The organism is Cyanobium sp. Maggiore-St4-Cus, from assembly GCF_024345615.1.
In the GTDB taxonomy this organism is placed as follows: domain Bacteria; phylum Cyanobacteriota; class Cyanobacteriia; order PCC-6307; family Cyanobiaceae; genus Cyanobium_A; species Cyanobium_A usitatum.
The window spans coordinates 43,600-60,240 of sequence record NZ_JAGQBL010000004.1; the positions used below are offsets into that span (position 1 = coordinate 43,600).

The following is a 16,641-nucleotide window of genomic DNA, read 5'->3' on the forward strand; positions in this document are numbered from 1 at the left end:
TAAATCAACGTTAGCATTGCGAAAATGAAGAAAGCTTCTCAGCAGGCCATGGCGCTCAATGTAAAATTCATGATTCGAGCCAATGCCGTATTATTCACAGCGGCATTGATCGGCGAAGTTATTTTTGTGACCAGCCTGACCAAAGAAATTTGGATTAAGCAGCCTCTCTACAATAAAATCGTAGCCAACAAAGATCTGATGGCCGACGTAGCCCCTCCGCCCCTATTCTTGCGAGGGCTCAGAGGCGAAATTTCTCGCACCTTGCTGAAAGCCGAACAACTCAAAGACCCGGCAAAGATCGCTAGGGATTCCAGCGTTTCCGACCTAGAGCAATACTACAATAACGCTCGGAGGCAATACGAAAAACGCACAGCATACTGGTCAGACAATCCAAACATAGCGCCGAACCTACGGAATCAAATTAGGGAAAAGGGATCAGACTCAGGCACGAGCTTTCTCAACCCTGTTGGCAGTCGACTGATCCCCGCCTTGCAAAACGGAAACTTGAGCCTTGCGTTGCAGATCGACCGCGAAGTTGAGCGCCATTACAATACTCATTTGGCCGCAGTTAATTCCATCGAAGCCAGCATCATTGCCTCCATCAAAGACGACGAAGATGAAGCCAATGCCAGTCAAACCCGAAGTCTCCTATTGGTACTTTTCAGCACCATTGGACTTCTGGCGCTTACTTATTATGCTCTCTACATGATGCAGAAGGCATCGGTGGGGCCCCTTGGAAAGATCGCCAGCGAGCTCGGCGAAGGCTCCGATCAGTTCATGGGCGCCACCAATGACGTGGCCAGCGCCAGTCAGGAGATTGCCGCTGGAGCTATCGAGGTTGCCACGGCCAGCCAACGCATGGCCGAAGGGGCCTCAGAACAAGCTGCTGCCATCGAGCAAACGAGCGCTTCGCTGGAGGAGATGTCGAGCATGATTCATTCCTCCGCCAAAAATGCTGAACATGCCAAGACCCTGGCCGGCGAAGCCCAGGCCAGTGCCAGCATGGGCAACGCCAGCATGGAGGACATGAGCCTGGCCATGGCGGCAATCGAACAATCCAGTAACGAGGTTGCCAAAATCGTCAAAAGCATCGACGAAATTGCGTTTCAGACCAACATCCTTGCCCTCAATGCAGCCGTGGAAGCAGCAAGGGCTGGAGAAGCCGGCGCTGGATTTGCTGTCGTTGCCGAAGAAGTGAGATCCCTAGCCCAACGGAGTGCAGCCGCCGCCCATGAATCATCCGACAAAATCGAGGCGTCCATACTGAGCAGCAGGGAAGGCGCTGAATGCCTCAAAGGGGTCGGCGCCTCCTTCGCAAGAATTGAAGAAAAAGTTCAACAGACAGATAACCTGGTCTCAGAAATCACCCTAGCCGCCAAAGAGCAAGCTCAAGGTATTGAGCACATCACCAGTGCCATTCAGGAAATGAGTAAGGTGGCACAAGATAGCGTAGTTTCGATTGAACAGATGCGTAAATCGGCGGAAGAAAGTGCCAGCAACAGTCAACGTATTGCCGGCGCGGCCGAGCAAATGCGCAGCCAAGCCACTCGTCAACGGCAAATCACAGCCAATCTGCGTAATGTCATCGATGGCAGCAGCCTCGATGAAAACCCATCAACCACCTATCACAATCAAAGTGGGGGCACGGCAATGGCAACGACCGCCAATAAAGCCGCAAGGAATCCAGCCAACAACAACATAGATGCACACTTCAGTGACTATTAAAACCCACTCAAGCATCAATCCATGAACCTCCTGACCCCTCTAACAGTTACAAGATGAGTGAGACACTAACGAGCAACGATCTACCTGTTGCCGGAAAATTCCTACATCTCCAGCTGGGCCAAGAGCGCTACAGCCTTCCCGTCACTGCTGTGAGGGAAATCATACGTGTTTGTCCGATCACCCATGTACCCAGGATGCCAGCCCATCACCTAGGGGTGATTAATCTGCGCGGAAAAATTGTACCTGTGATGGATCTACGCCGGCGCCTGCATTTGCCCCCAGCCGAGAATCTCGAGCGGGCCTGCATCATTGTTGTGCACAATCAGACCGAACAAAATCCTGACCAATTGGTTGGGCTGCAGGTCGATGTAGTAGAGGAAGTGGCCTTTATTAGTCAAGATGCTATCGAACCTGCACCAGACTTCTGCGATGTGATAGATGGCAAGTTTATCTTGGCAATGGCTAAGAGCAAAGAGTCCGTGATCACGATCCTCAGCATTAAAGAGCTGCTGGAGAACAGTGGAAATACTGAGCTACACCCTGCACGGCCATCCGACGAAGAAGCCATGCAGACCTGAAGTGGCCCAGTGCTTGCGTACCCTCAAGCCAGAGCATTGCCTAAGTGAACCCAACCACCAGGAACCATGAGTCTCAACGTCAAAGTTCTGATCAGAGCCAACGCTGCCCTTATCACCATTGCATTGGTGGGCGAACTGGTTGTGACCAGCATCCTAACGAAATCAACATCCATCAACGGCCCTGCCTATGACAAGATTATTGCCAGCAAAGATCTGATTGCAGACATCCTTCCACCGCCCAATTATATCATCGAGCTCCACTACTATGTGACCCGCGCCATGGTAGACATCAAAAAAGGAGTTGGCCAAAAGAATGGCATGCAATCAGCCAATATCTCTCGATTAATCAGCGTCTTCCCAAAACTACGGGAAAGCTACGAAGACCGCATCGCCCACTGGAGCACAGACAAGAACATCACCGACGATGAACGAGTCCTGCTCACGCAAGGTGCCAACAAATATGCCGGCGAATACATCAATCTTTTGAGCTCCGGCCTGCTGCCATCGCTCGAGGCTGGAAACTACACAAAAGCAATAGAAATCTATACCCAGCTAGACCAAAACTATGAACAGCACAGAGCGCAGGTTGATGAGCTGGTGGAGATAGCAGGCCGCGAGATCGTCAAAAATGAGCAGGCAGCTACTGCCACTTCGCAGCGCACAAACCTTTGGATTCTATTGTTTACAATTTTACTCCTCGGCACTTCCTACATCGTACTTTATATAATGCTCCGTGATTTTGCCCGTCCCCTTGACAAGATAGCTGTTGATCTAGGCCATGGCGCGGATGAATTTCTACAGGGCTCCATCCAGATCGCTGAGTCCAGCAACCGCTTAGCCGAAGGTGCCAGCGAGCAGGCTGCTGCTATTGAAGAAACTAGTGCTTCCTTGGAGGAGATGTCGAGCATGATCCACTCCTCGGCTCGCAATGCTGATCATGCAAAAAACTTGGCCAGCGAATCTCAGGCGAATGCCAAAGAAGGAATGGCCGGCATGCAAGAGATGACAGAAGCCATGGCAGCTATCGAGTATTCCAGTAATGAAGTGGTAAAAATCGTCAAAAGCATTGATGAAATTGCTTTTCAAACCAACATCCTTGCCCTTAATGCCGCCGTGGAAGCTGCGCGAGCCGGTGAAGCCGGCGCCGGTTTTGCAGTGGTGGCGGAAGAGGTACGATCCCTCGCCCAACGCAGTGCAGCAGCAGCCCACGAATCAGCAACCAAGATCGAAGCCTCAATCCAAAGCAGCCGCCAAGGTGCAAGGTGTCTGCAAGGAGTGGGGGATTCATTCACCAAGATCAGCACCAAAGTGAAGGAAACAGACAATTTAGTATCGGAGATTGCCATGGCAGCTAAAGAGCAAGCCCAAGGCATCGAACACATCACCTCAGCGATCCAGGAGATGAGCAAAGTTGCACAATCCAGTGCCGCCAATACCGAGCAGATCGCCAGTGCAGCTGAAGAGATGAGGCGACAGGCAGCCATGCAGCGTCAAAGCACCTCCGAATTACGTGAGGTCATCGACGGATCGACTACCAACCCATCCTCATCGGCAGGAAGCGCAGGGGAAGTCGGCAAAACCGGGGGCCCTCGCCATCCCAGAGGAGCAAACCAAGACCAGGGTGGCCTGGGGGGGGGTAGCTTGGACGACCACTTCAGCGACTACTGATGGTTGTCGACGCCAGAGGTGGACAGGCGACAACAGATGCAACCATGTCTGAGGCCACCTATCGGAGCCTCTGCGACCTCATCTTCAGTCATAGCCGCATCTATCTAGGAGCCAACCGCCAGTCCATGCTGGTCAGCCGACTCAACAGCAGACGTCAACATCTAGGCATCAAATCATGGAATGCCTACTATGAGCATCTCAGCAAGAATCAAAACGGAGAAGAACTGGGAATATTGATCGATTTAATAGCCACCAATCACACCCAATTTTTTCGAGAAAATCTTCATTTCGACCGCCTAAAGTCGGAAATTATTGATACCATTCTCAAGGAATGTAGTGGTGCCGCCACAAAGTTTTTGGCCTGGTCTGCCGCCAGCTCATCCGGAGAAGAGCCCTTTTCTCTCGCCATCACAATCAAAGAGCATTTCAGCCAACGCCCTGGACCTCCCATTGATTGGATGGTTTACGCCAGTGACATCTCGCGTAAAACTTTAAAAGTTGCAGAGGCTGCAATTTATCCCAGCACCAACCTCAACCTACCCAATCCTGAGTGGCTGCGACGCTATTTCAAACGAGGCAGCGGACCCTACGAGGGCCAATGCAGAGTTAAGCCAGAGATCCTTAAACACGTCAAATTTCAGCAAATTAATCTATTTCAAAAAAACTATCCATTGCCCCAGCCTCTTCACCTCATCTTTTGCCGCAATGTTCTAATCTACTTCGAGCAAGAATCCCAGGCTCAACTCGTTGCTCGCCTTCACAGCATGTTAACCCCAGGCGGCTTCCTTATCGTGGGTCACTCCGATAGCCTTAATTGTTTCCGGCATGACTTCACACCCTTGGGTGGCGGCGTCTATCGGCGCAACACCTAGCCGTTGCAAAACATGCTCGCCATGAGACGCAAAATTCGTGTACTCGTGATCGACGATTCTGCCCTCGTGCGCAAGACGATCACAGACACTCTGCAGATGGACCCCGAAATCGAGGTGGTCGGAGTGGCCAATGATCCGCTGATCGCCATCGACAAAATTCCGAAGCTGCAGCCCGATGTTCTGACCCTGGACATGGAGATGCCGCGCATGGATGGCCTCACATTTCTGCGCAAACTCAAGAGTGAAAATTCACCCATCCCTGTTGTGGTGATCAGCTCCCTCACCCAGCACGGATCCAAGCTTGCCCTCGATGCCATGGAAGCCGGGGCCAAGGAAGTGCTGGCCAAACCGGACGGCAGCAGCTCCATCGGCGCCCTGGCGGGGAAATTGGCGTACCACGTCAAGGCTGCCGCCAAAGCCCGCCGAGACCTCTCTCCCCTGTCGGCACCCCAGCAACGCCAAGCCTTTCGCCCCACCAGTGGCTCACCACTGAGCCCATCGGACCGGCGCCTGGTGATCATCGGCTCCTCCACCGGGGGGGTGGAGGCCCTGCGCTACATCCTGCCGGCCCTGCCGGTAGACCTCCCGCCCATCGCCGTAGTGCAACACATCCCGGCCTACTTCTCCAAGGCGGTAGCGGAGCGCATCAACAGCCTCAGTGGCCTCGAAGTTAAGGAGGCATCTGACAACGACCCCTTATTGCCCGGCGTTTGTCTGATCGCTCCTGGGGACTATCACATGATGATCGTCAAACAGGGAACCTATCGGGTGCGCCTGATCCAGACGCCGCCTGTGCACCACTGCCGACCAGCCGTGGATGTGCTGTTCCGCTCGGCCGCCGCCGCCGCCGGACCCCACGCCCTGGGGGTGCTGCTCACCGGCATGGGCAGCGATGGCGCCCGGGGGCTACAAGCGATCAAAGAGGCCGGGGGCCGCTCCCTAGCCCAGGACGAAGCCAGCAGCGTCATCTATGGCATGCCCAGGGCCGCCGTTGCTCTGGGGGTGGTCGACCGCAGCGTCTCTCTGCAGTCGATGCCCCAAGCCATCGTGGACAACCTCAATCAGCTCAGGAGCTGAATCCCAACGGCCTCGCCCTCTGCCCCCCCACCCGTGCCCGTGACATTCCCCGAAGCAGACCTGCTCAGCAATGCCCGCATCCTGGTGGTGGACGACAGCAAAATGCTGCGCATGGGCATCGCCCGCTCGCTGCGTCAACTGGGGGTTGAGCAGATTGAGGAAGCCGTGGATGGTCAGCACGCCCTTGAGCGCCTGGAGCAGGAGGCATTTGACCTGATGCTGCTGGATATGGAAATGCCCCAGATGAATGGCCTGGCCGTGCTGGCCCGCATGCAGACCAATCCGGAGCTGAGGAACCTACCGGTGATCGTGATTTCCGGTGGAGAGGCGATCGAAGAGGTGGTTTCTTGTATCGAGATGGGGGCGGAAGACTATCTCCCCAAACCCTTCAGCCAGGTGCTATTGCGTGCCCGACTCACCTCATCCCTCGAGAAAAAAAAGCTACGTGACATCGAAATCAATCAGCGCAAACAACTCGAATCCCAACACCTGCGGCTGATTCAGGAACAGGAAAAATCTGAACTGCTGCTGCTCAATATTCTGCCAGTCGCGATCTCCGAACGCCTCAAGGGGGGGGAGCATCGCTGCGCCGACAGCCACGCCAATGTCTCCGTTCTCTTCGCCGATCTAGTTGGATTCACGAAGATGTCCCAGGGCATGACTGCCGGCCAACTGGTCGAGGTGCTGCACAACCTGTTCTCGGAATTCGACCAGTTGGTAGAGCAGGCGGGGCTCGAAAAAATTAAGACCATCGGCGATTGCTACATGCTGGCGGGGGGGCTGCCGGAGGCGCGCAACGACCATGCCAAGGCCGTGGTGGCAACGGCCTTGCTCATGCTCGAGGCGATGGCGCGCTTCAACGAAGCCCACAGCACCGATCTGATGATGCGGATTGGTATTCACAGCGGCCCGGTGGTCGCCGGGGTGATTGGCAAGCACAAATTCACCTACGACCTGTGGGGCAACTCGGTGAATGTGGCCAGCCGCATGGAATCCAGTGGCACACCTGGGAGAGTGCATATCTCCGCCCAGACCGCCGAGTTGCTGGGCAACGATTTCGCTCTGGAGTCCCGCGGACTGGTGCAAGCCAAGGGGCTTGGTGAAGTTGCCACCTTCTATGTGAATGGGCTCCAGGGCTCGACCACCAATCCGTAGTCAATCAGCAAGATCAATCCACAACCAGCAACGATGCGGTGAGCTCTGCCCGCGCCTGCTCCAGGGCCCCATCGAGAGCCGCGCCATCACGCCCGCCCGCCTGGGCCAGGTTGGGTCGGCCGCCGCCGCCGCCGCCGCAGGCCTTGGCCACCGCTCCGATAAAGGCACCAGCCTTGGGCCCCGCCGCGATCACCGCCTGGCCAAAGGCCGCCACCAGAATCACCTTGGCCAGATCGGCCGGATCGGGCAAACCGCCAAGCACCACGGCAGCACCAGCGCCGAGCTGATCGGCCAGGCCCTGGGCCGCGCTCTGCAGGCCGGTGCCCTCAACGCCATCAAGGCGGGCCACCAGCAGCTGGAACTCCCCGAGAGCCTGGGCCTGGCCCGCCAGCGCTGAAGCCTTGGCCAGGGCCAATTCGCCGCGGACCGCAGCCAGCGCCTTGCCGCTGGCCTTGAGCTCCTCCTGCAGGGCCCCCACCCGCTCAACGATCTCGCCGGGCTGCACCTTGAAGCGCTCACCCAGCAGCTTCACGACCGCATCGCGCTCATTGAGATAGGCCAGCACCGCCGGGCCTGCCACCGCCTCGATGCGGCGGATGCCGGCAGCCACGCCGCCCTCGCTCACGATCTTGAACAGGCCGATCTCGGCGGTATTCGCCACATGGGTGCCGCCGCAGAGCTCCATCGACACGCCGGGCACGTCCACCACCCGCACCACATCGGCGTACTTCTCGCCAAACATCGCCACCGCACCGGCCGCCTTGGCCTGCTCGATCGCCATCTCCGCCACCTCGAGGGTGTGGGCATCGGCGATCCAACCGTTAATCAGGGCCTCGATCTGCTCCAGCTCAGCCGGCGTCACGGCCCGGGGGCTGTTGAAATCGAAGCGCAGCCGATCAAAGGTCACCAGCGAGCCGGCCTGGCCGATGCCGGGATCCACCACCTGCTTAAGCGCCGCCTGCAGCAGATGGGTAGCCGTGTGGTTCGCCTGGGCCCGGCGGCGGCAGGCCCGGTCCACCTGGGCATTCACCAGCTCGCCAATGGCCAAGCTGCCGCGCTCGATGCGGCCGCTGTGCACAAACACTGAGCGGTTGCGGCTGACGCCATCAATCGCCACGATCACGCCAGCTCCATCGTCACCCTGGCCGCAGAGCACGCCCCGATCGCCCACCTGGCCGCCGCCTTCGCCATAGAAAGGGGTGGAATCGAGCACCAGTTGCACTGCGTCGCCCGCCACGGCACGCTCCGCCGGCTCACCGTTCACCACCAGGGCCAGCACGCAGCTGGGATGCTCCAGGGCCTCGTAGCCCTTGAAAGCGGTGGCGACCGCAGCGGCTGTCACCTGATCAATAGCGCCCTGCAGGGTGAGGTCGATGCTCACCGCCGCGGCCTTGGCCCGTTGGCGCTGGGCCTCCATCGCCGCCTCAAAACCGGCCAGGTCCACCGTGAGCCCCTGCTCCTCAGCGATCTCCTCGGTGAGCTCCAGCGGGAAGCCGTAGGTGTCGTAGAGCTCGAAGGCCTGTTCACCGCTGATCTGGGTGGGCTTGGCCGCCAGCACCTCAGCCAGCAGCTTCTCGCCCCGCTCCAGGGTTTCCAGGAAGCGGGCCTCCTCGCGGGCGAGCTCGGCCAGAATCACCTCACGGCGCTCCACGAGCTGCGGGTAGGCCGCCGCCATCAGCACGATCGACGCCTCGCCCATTGCCGTCAGGAATGGTTTGTCGATGCCGAGGAGCCGCCCATGGCGCACGACGCGGCGCAGGAGGCGCCTCAGGATGTAGCCGCGGCCCAGGTTGGAGGCCGTGACGCCATCGCAGATCAGCTGGGTGATGGCACGGCTGTGATCGCCGATCACCTTGAGCGATGTCTGGCCCTTGGCATCGAGGACGGAGTAGTCGACCCCAGCTAGGCCCGCCGCCGTTTCAATCAGCGGGTAGATCAGATCGGTTTCGTAGTTGTTCGGCACCGCCTGCAGAATCTGGGCCATGCGCTCAAGCCCCAAGCCCGTATCGATGTTGCGGTTGGCCAGCGGCGTGAGGATGCCCTCCGCGTCGCGGTTGTACTGCATAAACACCAGGTTGTAGAACTCGATGAAGCGCGAGTCGTCTTCCAGGTCGATGCCGTCGTCGCCGAGTTCGGGCTTGAAGTCGTAATAGATCTCCGAGCAGGGGCCGCAGGGGCCGGTGGGGCCTGAGGCCCAGAAGTTGTCGGCCTCATCCATGCGAATGATGCGCTTGGGGTTAACCCCCACCACGTCGCGCCAGATAGCGCCTGCCTCATCGTCTTCGCGGAAAACACTCACCACGAGGTTGTTGGGCGAGAGGCCGAACACCCCAGTGCTCAGCTCCCAGGCCCACTGGATCGCCTGCTCCTTGAAATAGTCGCCGAAGGAGAAGTTGCCGAGCATCTCAAAAAACGTGTGATGCCGCGCCGTGCGGCCCACGTTTTCGATGTCGTTGGTGCGGATGCACTTCTGGGAGCTGGTGGCCCTCGGCGCCGGCCGCGGCGCCTGGCCAAGAAACACCGGCTTGAACGGCAGCATGCCAGCGATCGTGAGCAGCACCGTCGGATCGTCCGGGATCAGCGAGGCGCTAGGCATGCGCCGGTGCTGGCGCTGCCCATAGAAATTGAGAAAAGCCTCGCGGATCTCGGCTCCGCTGCGGGGGAGATCATCACCGGCGGAGAACGGGGCGCAAGGAGCGGCAGCCATGGCAGATCGGAAGCGAAGCAAGACTGAGAAGTCATGATCGCCCAGCGTCAGCGGCGCCATCCAGCGCCAGATCAGTCAATCAGACTGCACTGGTACTGGCCCGGTCAAGCAACGCGGCAGGACTGCATTGGGAGGCAGATGCATCCAGGCTCAGGATCTCCAGCAGCCGCGTTTCCAGAGCTGTCACCGAAATGCCCGGCTGGTCGATCTGGCTCAGAAGCAAGGCGGACTGTTTCGAGCTGGGCAGTCCGAGGCGGGGCTGACGGAATACGGACGACGCCAACTCCGGGTTGCGCCGACGCAACATCCAGAGCGCCCAGGCGGCCGTAAGCGGATCGGGGTCCTGCCACAGCTCCTGGAGCACCCCATCCAGGGGGGGCGGGGCTAACGCCGTCTCGGCCTCACTGGACTTCGACCCAGGATCCGCAGCCGGCAGGCGAATCCCCCTGAGGTCAAGTCGTATCTCCACCGAACCCGGCAGCTGCCGGAGCAGGCGCTCCCAGACGAGCTGCAGCTCGTCCTCCAGACCCTTCGCCATCGCCGGCGCGAGGTTGACCAACACACTCACGATCTGGAGATCGAGAGCAACCAACAGTGGCTGCATCAGCAATTCATGCTCGCAGGCCTGAGCGACGCTCCGGCGGGATTCGATCAGCAGCGCCAGGAGCTCCAGATTCCTGGCGATCAGGGGAGAGCGCAGGGAGGCCGAGGAATCGAAAGCTGCCAGCACCGCGGCCCAAGCCGCATCCTCAAGGCCGCTCTGCTGACGCAGGCGCTCCAATCGCTGGCGTTGCCTCGGCGTCAGGGCATCGAGCTGGGCCGGCGATCCAGACCCGAGATCGAGCAGATCGGCAACCGCTTCAGTGGCAGCAGCCTGGCGCAGATCTCTGGCCTGGCGCTGTCGGGCATCGAGTTCGAGCAGGCCGGGATCGCTGAGCGCCAGTTCCCTCAGGGCCTCATGGTGATCGGCTTCCTGCAGGCCGAGGACACCCCGAAGTTCCTCCAGCTGCAGAAAGGCCGAAGCCCGATCGAGGCGCCCGGAACTGAACATGTCCTCGAGCACATTGCGATAGATCGTGAGGGTGTTCGTGCGCAGGTGCGCGGGAAGCGCCTTGGCCAGGGTAAACACTTCCGCCGCCGATAACTGGGCCAGGGATCGGCCATCCAATGCAGCCTGCAACTGAGGCTCGAGGGGCTCTAGCTGACGACGCAGGCTCACACTGAGACTTTCCCGGCGATAGTCGTCAGGACTGCGTCGCCACCCCCTAGCCAGCCAAGCGGCGGTTACCACAAGCATCAGGGAGCGCACCAGCTGTCCTCCCACACCACCAGCAAGTCCAAGGGTGGGATCAGCGAACCAGAAAAAACTGTTGATCGCCAGAAAAGAGGCAATCAAACGCGTGCGCTGGATCGCCATATCCGCAGCCAAGGCATAACCCTGAGCTGACAGCCAGCGCCGCTGCAGCCGCTCAATCTCCTTAAACAACAGAAAGGAGATGAGACCAGCGAATAGCAGCAAAGCTGGTATCGAGACCAGCCGGGGAAGAGCCCAGGGGAGAATGAACCCAATAGCAGCAGACATAAGCTATTTATCCTAAAAAAGACAATAACTAGACCTAGAATGCGCTTCCCGGCTTGCGACTACCTCCAGTGAAATCTGGCGGCATATGATCCAGCAACTGACCCTTATCGTGAATTGAATCCTTAGAAGAATCACTTTGCTCGATCGGAGGATCCTTCTCAGGAGGAACAGGGCGAGCCCTCCAATTGCCCGACCTAGGCAATTGGGATGGGAATAAAGACTTCTGCTTTGGAGGCGGCAACACGGGAGCCTTCGGCAGCAACACCTGGAGGGGCTGAAGGATCGGCTCTGTCACTTTGCGACTGAACCCGCCCAGCGGTGTGAGCACCCGTTCGGCAAGACCATTGTCATAGGCCCAGCGGCCACTTCTGAGGTAATTGATATCACCATCGCCCTGCCACTGGATGAGCAAGAAGAAGGCGAAAATCAACCCAGGGTAGGAATACCAGGCCCAGTCCAAACCACGCTTCCCGCGCAGGGTCTGCCAATAGAGCCGTTCAGAATCAATATCGATGCAAGGACTCTGACAGGCCACACAGGCGCTGGTCTCTTTACCAAGCTCGCCAACGCTTCGGCACATTGACTGGGTCATCTTTGACTTGCCGCCCAGATGGGCTGAGCTGCCCAGAAGACTGCGAGGTCCGATCAGAATGGCCTGCACGGGCGCCATGGGGCAGACGTACTGACACCAGGCCTTACCTCCATAGGCCCAGCCAACCCCCAGGGAAGCACCAATCGTGAGCAAGAGCAGCAACCCAAGCCCGAGCGGACTGCTATTCACTACCAGCAGGCGGAGCACCAGCCCTGCAATCAAAAGCGACCATTGCAGCTGGATGTGATAGCGGCCCAGCCAGGACTCAGGCGACACCTTTACAACTTCACGACGACCCGTCTTGCCCAGTTGCGTGCGCTGCCAGCCCAGGGCCCTGAACAACTGGGAAACAAAGGCAAGGGGACAGGTGCGCCGCCAGACCTCATGGCTCAACGCCACAATCACCAGCAGACCAGCGGGCACAACCAGACCCCAGAAGATCCGGTTGCCATCATGTCGATGAAGTTCGCAGGAAAGCCCTGGGGCACAAGGAACCATGCCTCCGGCCCAGCGATGGAGCTCTAGGGAATACCAGGGCGAGATCAGCAGGGAAAGAATCAGCAAAAGCCATCCAGCCACCAAGCCCCAGCGAAAAAGCCGAACCTGCCGCTCAGACACAGAATTAAAGATATTCATGGTCCTTGCGCCGAATAATCAGAGCCGAAAGGAAACATAATCTTCCCTGGCAACAAGAATAAAATCATTTCAGGACGAATTTCCGAAACAGCCATGGATGATATGCAAACTATTTGACAAAAATTAACGATCCGATTTACCGTGAGATTCATCTCTTCTGACTGGGCCGGCATCTAGTGAAAGCCGTGGGGTTAAGGGCTTCCCGCCGTTCTGAAAGGAGGATGCAGCCACGTCAAGGGACTCATGCAAAACACAGCTGCCTTTACCGCTGCCGCAAAGTACATGCCGCGCCTGGTCGCCTCGGCGAGACTTAAAGTCATAAAGCAGAGTATTACGCCATGACCAACCTTTCCGCCCTTCGTGAGAAATGACTTGGCATTCCAAATGGTCCTGCTTAGCTAGACCTTTTGCAGGGCTAGGTGGAAGTTGTACATAGCCTGACCACATATCAAACCCACTGCCACCTGCCCAGCAAAGCAGGCATGATTTCTGGCTGATACCAAAGCACCAGGCTTGAGCAGCCTCCAGACAACTGCGATCAGTCGAGCGGATCTAAGGCTCCGCTCGATCGGTTGGGCCCTGGCCGCCGGTGCCGTGGCGGGCTTGCCAGAGCTGCTGGGCGCAGGCCTGGATCCAGCCCTGCGCTCAGCGGGCTGCGGCTTTTTTTATGGTCTGCTGGCCTTTCACCTGCAGCGGGTCGACCCCGACGACAGCCACCTACAGGCGGGATTGGTGGGCGCGGTGTGTGGAATTCGCAGCCTCGGTAGCCCCCTAGAGCTGGCATCGGGCCTACCAGCTGTGATGATGGCGCTGATCCGCGGGTGGCTGCCGCTCTGGCTGCCGCTGATCGGCAGTGCCTTGGTGCTGCATTCAGCGCAGCGCTTGGCCCCACGCCTCCTGCCCGCCCGACGGCCGTAAGGCCGGGTTCATGAGCCTGCTGCACGCCACCTGGCTGTTTCCCCCCGAGGGTTCGGGCGGCCGCCTATTCCTGTGGGCCGACACCTGGCGGGTGGCGACCCCTGCCGTGCCGAAGCTGGAGGCCCCTGAGCACCCACTGGCCCTCAACGAAGACGACCTGGCCACCTGGCTCGACGACAACGGGCTGTGGTCGGAGGCCCTGCGCCCAGCCCGGGCCACCCTGACCCTGCCCAGCCGCAACCAGGCGGCCAAGGGCCGCCGCACCAGTGCCAGCACCTGGAGCGGCCTGCCCCTGCAGGCCGGCGAACCGATTCCCAAACAGCTCGAATGGTGGCCCTGGCAGGTGGAGGGCTGGGCCCTCGATGCTGCCAACGCGGGCGAATGGCTCAGCCAGATACCCCTGGCGGGTGAGCACCCGGAGATGGCCGATGAGCTGCGCTGGTGGAGTCACCTACAGCGCTGGGCCCTAAGCCTGATCGCCCGCGGCCGCTGGCTGCCCCAGATCGCCGAGGGCAAGGCCCGCTGGCTGCCCCTGCTCAACCGCGAAGACGACCGCCGCCGCCTCGAAGACCTGGCCAGCGGCCTGCCCCAGGTGGCCACCTGCGCCCTGGCCGCCGGCCCCAGCGGCGACCCCTCCCTAGCCTGCCGCCGTCCCGGCAGCGGGCGCCTGCGGGTGGCGAGCCTGCTGGAAGCCCTGCTCGATGGCCAGCTGCGGGTGGGCTTCAGTGCCAGCGCAGGCGGGCTCGATCCCTTGCTGGCGGCCTGGCAGAAGGCCCTGGGCAAAGGCGATGGCAGCCTCAGCCTGGGCGAGGAGGAGCTGGAGCGTCTCAGCATCGCCACCCACCACTGGCGTGAAGGGGTGGCGGGCAAGGTGGAACCAGCCCGCACCTGCCTGGAGCTGTTCACCCCAGCCGAGGGCGAGGAGCTGTGGGAGCTGCGCTTCGGGCTGCAGGCGGAAGCCGACCCGAGCCTGCGGGTGCCAGCCGCCGCCGTCTGGGCCGCCGGCGATCGGGGCCTGCAAATGGGCGAAGTGGCCGTGCCCCAACCGAGCGAGCTGCTGCTCGAGGGCATGGGCCGGGCCCTGACGGTGTTTGAACCGATCGTGCGGGGGCTGGATTCGGCCACCCCGGAAACGATGCAGCTCACGCCAGCCGAGGCGTTTGTGCTGGTGCGCACCGGCGCCCACCAGCTGCGCGATGTGGGCGTGGGTGTGGTGCTGCCGGCCAGCCTCGCAGGGGGCCTGGCCAGCCGGTTGGGCCTGTCGATCAAGGCCGAGCTGCCTGAGAAATCACGCGGCTTCACCTTGGGCGAAACGCTCACCTGGGAATGGGAATTCATGATCGGCGGGGTCACCCTGACCCTGCGGGACCTGGATCGCCTGGAGACCAAACGCAGCCCCCTGGTGCAGCACAAGGGGGCCTGGATCGAGCTGCGGCCCCTCGATCTCAAGAACGCCAAGAAATTCAGCGGCGCCGATCCGGGCCTGAGCCTCGACGACGCCCTACGGCTCACCGCAAGCGAAGGCGACACCTTCCACCGGCTGCCTGTGCATCGCTTCGATGCCGGCCCGCGGCTGCAGGCCGTGCTGGAGCAGTACCACCAGCAGAAAGCACCCGACCCCCTGCCCGCCCCACCTGGCTTCTCCGGCCAGCTGCGGCCCTATCAGGAGCGGGGCCTGGGCTGGCTGGCCTTCCTGCACCGTTTCGACCAAGGCGCCTGCCTAGCCGACGACATGGGCCTGGGCAAAACGATCCAGCTGCTGGCCTTCCTGCAGCACCTCAAGGCCGAAGACGAGCTCAAACGACCGGTGCTGCTGGTGGCCCCCACCTCAGTGCTCACCAACTGGAAGCGCGAAGCCCACGGATTCACCCCCGATCTGGGCGTGCGGGAGCACTACGGCCCGCGCCGGCCCTCCAGCCCCGAGGCCCTAAAGAAAGCCCTCAAAGGCGTGGATCTGGTACTCACCAGCTACGGCCTGCTGCAGCGCGACAGCGAGCTGCTCGAGAGCATCGACTGGCAGGGGGTAGTGATCGACGAAGCCCAGGCGATCAAAAACCACACAGCCAAACAAAGCCAAGCGGCCCGGGACCTGGCCCGCCCAAGCCGTGGCGGCAAAGGGGGCAGCCGCTTCCGGATTGCCCTCACCGGTACGCCGGTGGAAAACCGCGTCAGCGAGCTGTGGGCGCTGATGGATTTCCTCAACCCCAAGGTGCTCGGCGATGAACCCTTCTTCCGCCAGCGCTACCGGCTGCCGATCGAGCGCTACGGCGACATGTCGTCGCTGCGGGATCTCAAAAGCCGGGTGGGGCCGTTCATCCTGCGGCGCCTCAAAACCGACAAGTCGATCATTTCCGACCTGCCGGAGAAGGTGGAGCTCAACGAATGGGTGGGCCTGGCTCCAGAGCAGAAGAAGCTATACAACAAAACAGTCGACGAGAGCCTCGATGCCATCGCCCGGGCACCGCTGGGCCAGAAGCACGGCCAGGTGCTGGCCCTGCTCACCAAGCTCAAGCAGATATGCAACCACCCGGCCCTGGCCCTGAAGGAAAACGCCGAGGCCGTGCTGGCCAGCGGCAACGGCAGCTTCAGCAGCCGCAGCGCCAAGTTGCAGCGGCTCGAAGAGATTCTCGAGGAGGTGATCGAGGCGGGCGACCGGGCGTTGCTGTTCACCCAGTTCGCCGAATGGGGGCTGCTGCTCAAGGCCCACCTGGAGCACAAATGGCGCCAGGAGGTGCCGTTCCTATACGGCAGCACCAGCAAAACCGAACGCCAGGCCATGGTCGATCGCTTCCAGGACGACCCCCGCGGCCCCCAGCTGTTTTTGCTGTCGCTCAAAGCTGGCGGTGTCGGCCTCAACCTCACCCGAGCCAGCCACGTCTTCCACATCGACCGCTGGTGGAACCCGGCCGTGGAAAACCAGGCCACCGACCGGGCTTATCGGATCGGCCAGCAAAATCGGGTGCTTGTGCACAAGTTCATCACCAGCGGCTCAGTGGAAGAAAAGATCGACCGCATGATCAAGGAGAAATCAAAGCTGGCCGCTGAGATCGTCGGCTCCGGTGAAGAATGGCTCGGCGGCTTTGATGTGGGCCAGCTCAAAGATCTAGTGGCCCTGAGCGAAGAGGATTAAT

11 protein-coding genes are annotated in these 16,641 nt (G+C 60.2%); 8 read left to right on the top strand and 3 right to left on the bottom strand.

The genetic code is table 11. The annotated features are described in order from the left end of the window. The first annotated feature begins 24 nt into the window (after nucleotides 1-24). The 6 genes from KBY99_RS04840 (at nucleotide 25) to KBY99_RS04865 (ending at nucleotide 7,075) form a co-directional block, all read left to right on the top strand. Complete coding sequence (locus KBY99_RS04840; RefSeq protein WP_254997685.1) at nucleotides 25-1,725, top strand: methyl-accepting chemotaxis protein; 1,701 nt, start codon at nucleotides 25-27, stop codon at nucleotides 1,723-1,725. Nucleotides 1,726-1,778: 53 nt separating this feature from the next. Further along, nucleotides 1,779-2,303, top strand: a complete 525-nt coding sequence (locus KBY99_RS04845; protein ID WP_254997687.1) for a chemotaxis protein CheW — start codon at nucleotides 1,779-1,781, stop codon at nucleotides 2,301-2,303. Between the two features lie 66 nt (nucleotides 2,304-2,369). Next, entirely contained in the window at nucleotides 2,370-3,971 is a 1,602-nt protein-coding gene (locus tag KBY99_RS04850; RefSeq protein WP_254997689.1) for a methyl-accepting chemotaxis protein, read from the top strand. Next, the gene (locus KBY99_RS04855; protein ID WP_254997691.1) at nucleotides 3,971-4,843 is read left to right on the top strand and encodes a CheR family methyltransferase; all 873 of its coding nucleotides are present in this window, start codon (nucleotides 3,971-3,973) and stop codon (nucleotides 4,841-4,843) included. The genes KBY99_RS04850 and KBY99_RS04855 overlap by 1 nt, the downstream gene beginning before the upstream one ends. Nucleotides 4,844-4,855: 12 nt before the next feature. After that, a complete protein-coding gene (locus tag KBY99_RS04860; RefSeq protein WP_254997692.1) occupies nucleotides 4,856-5,920 on the top strand; it encodes a chemotaxis response regulator protein-glutamate methylesterase in 1,065 nt (354 codons plus the stop codon). 33 nt (nucleotides 5,921-5,953) lie between these two features. After that, nucleotides 5,954-7,075, top strand: coding sequence for an adenylate/guanylate cyclase domain-containing protein (locus KBY99_RS04865; RefSeq protein ID WP_254997693.1), 1,122 nt, complete (start codon nucleotides 5,954-5,956; stop codon nucleotides 7,073-7,075). A 13-nt stretch (nucleotides 7,076-7,088) separates the two neighbouring features. Here the strand turns inward: KBY99_RS04865 and alaS are convergent, their stop codons facing one another. From alaS to KBY99_RS04880, 3 genes are all read right to left on the bottom strand, one after another. Beyond that, a complete protein-coding gene (gene alaS, locus KBY99_RS04870; protein WP_254997694.1) occupies nucleotides 7,089-9,782 on the bottom strand; it encodes an alanine--tRNA ligase in 2,694 nt (897 codons plus the stop codon). A 79-nt stretch (nucleotides 9,783-9,861) separates the two neighbouring features. Next, a complete protein-coding gene (locus KBY99_RS04875; RefSeq protein ID WP_254997695.1) occupies nucleotides 9,862-11,364 on the bottom strand; it encodes a hypothetical protein in 1,503 nt (500 codons plus the stop codon). A gap of 34 nt (nucleotides 11,365-11,398) precedes the next feature. Continuing rightward, on the bottom strand, nucleotides 11,399-12,535 hold the full coding sequence (locus KBY99_RS04880) for a hypothetical protein (RefSeq protein WP_254997696.1): 1,137 nt from the start codon (nucleotides 12,533-12,535) through the stop codon (nucleotides 11,399-11,401). Between the two features lie 570 nt (nucleotides 12,536-13,105). Here KBY99_RS04880 and KBY99_RS04885 point away from each other — a divergent pair. Both KBY99_RS04885 and KBY99_RS04890 read left to right on the top strand, forming a co-directional pair. After that, entirely contained in the window at nucleotides 13,106-13,510 is a 405-nt protein-coding gene (locus KBY99_RS04885; RefSeq protein ID WP_254997697.1) for a hypothetical protein, read from the top strand. A 10-nt stretch (nucleotides 13,511-13,520) separates the two neighbouring features. Continuing rightward, complete coding sequence (locus tag KBY99_RS04890) at nucleotides 13,521-16,640, top strand: DEAD/DEAH box helicase (protein ID WP_254997698.1); 3,120 nt, start codon at nucleotides 13,521-13,523, stop codon at nucleotides 16,638-16,640. Nucleotide 16,641: the final 1 nt, after the last annotated feature.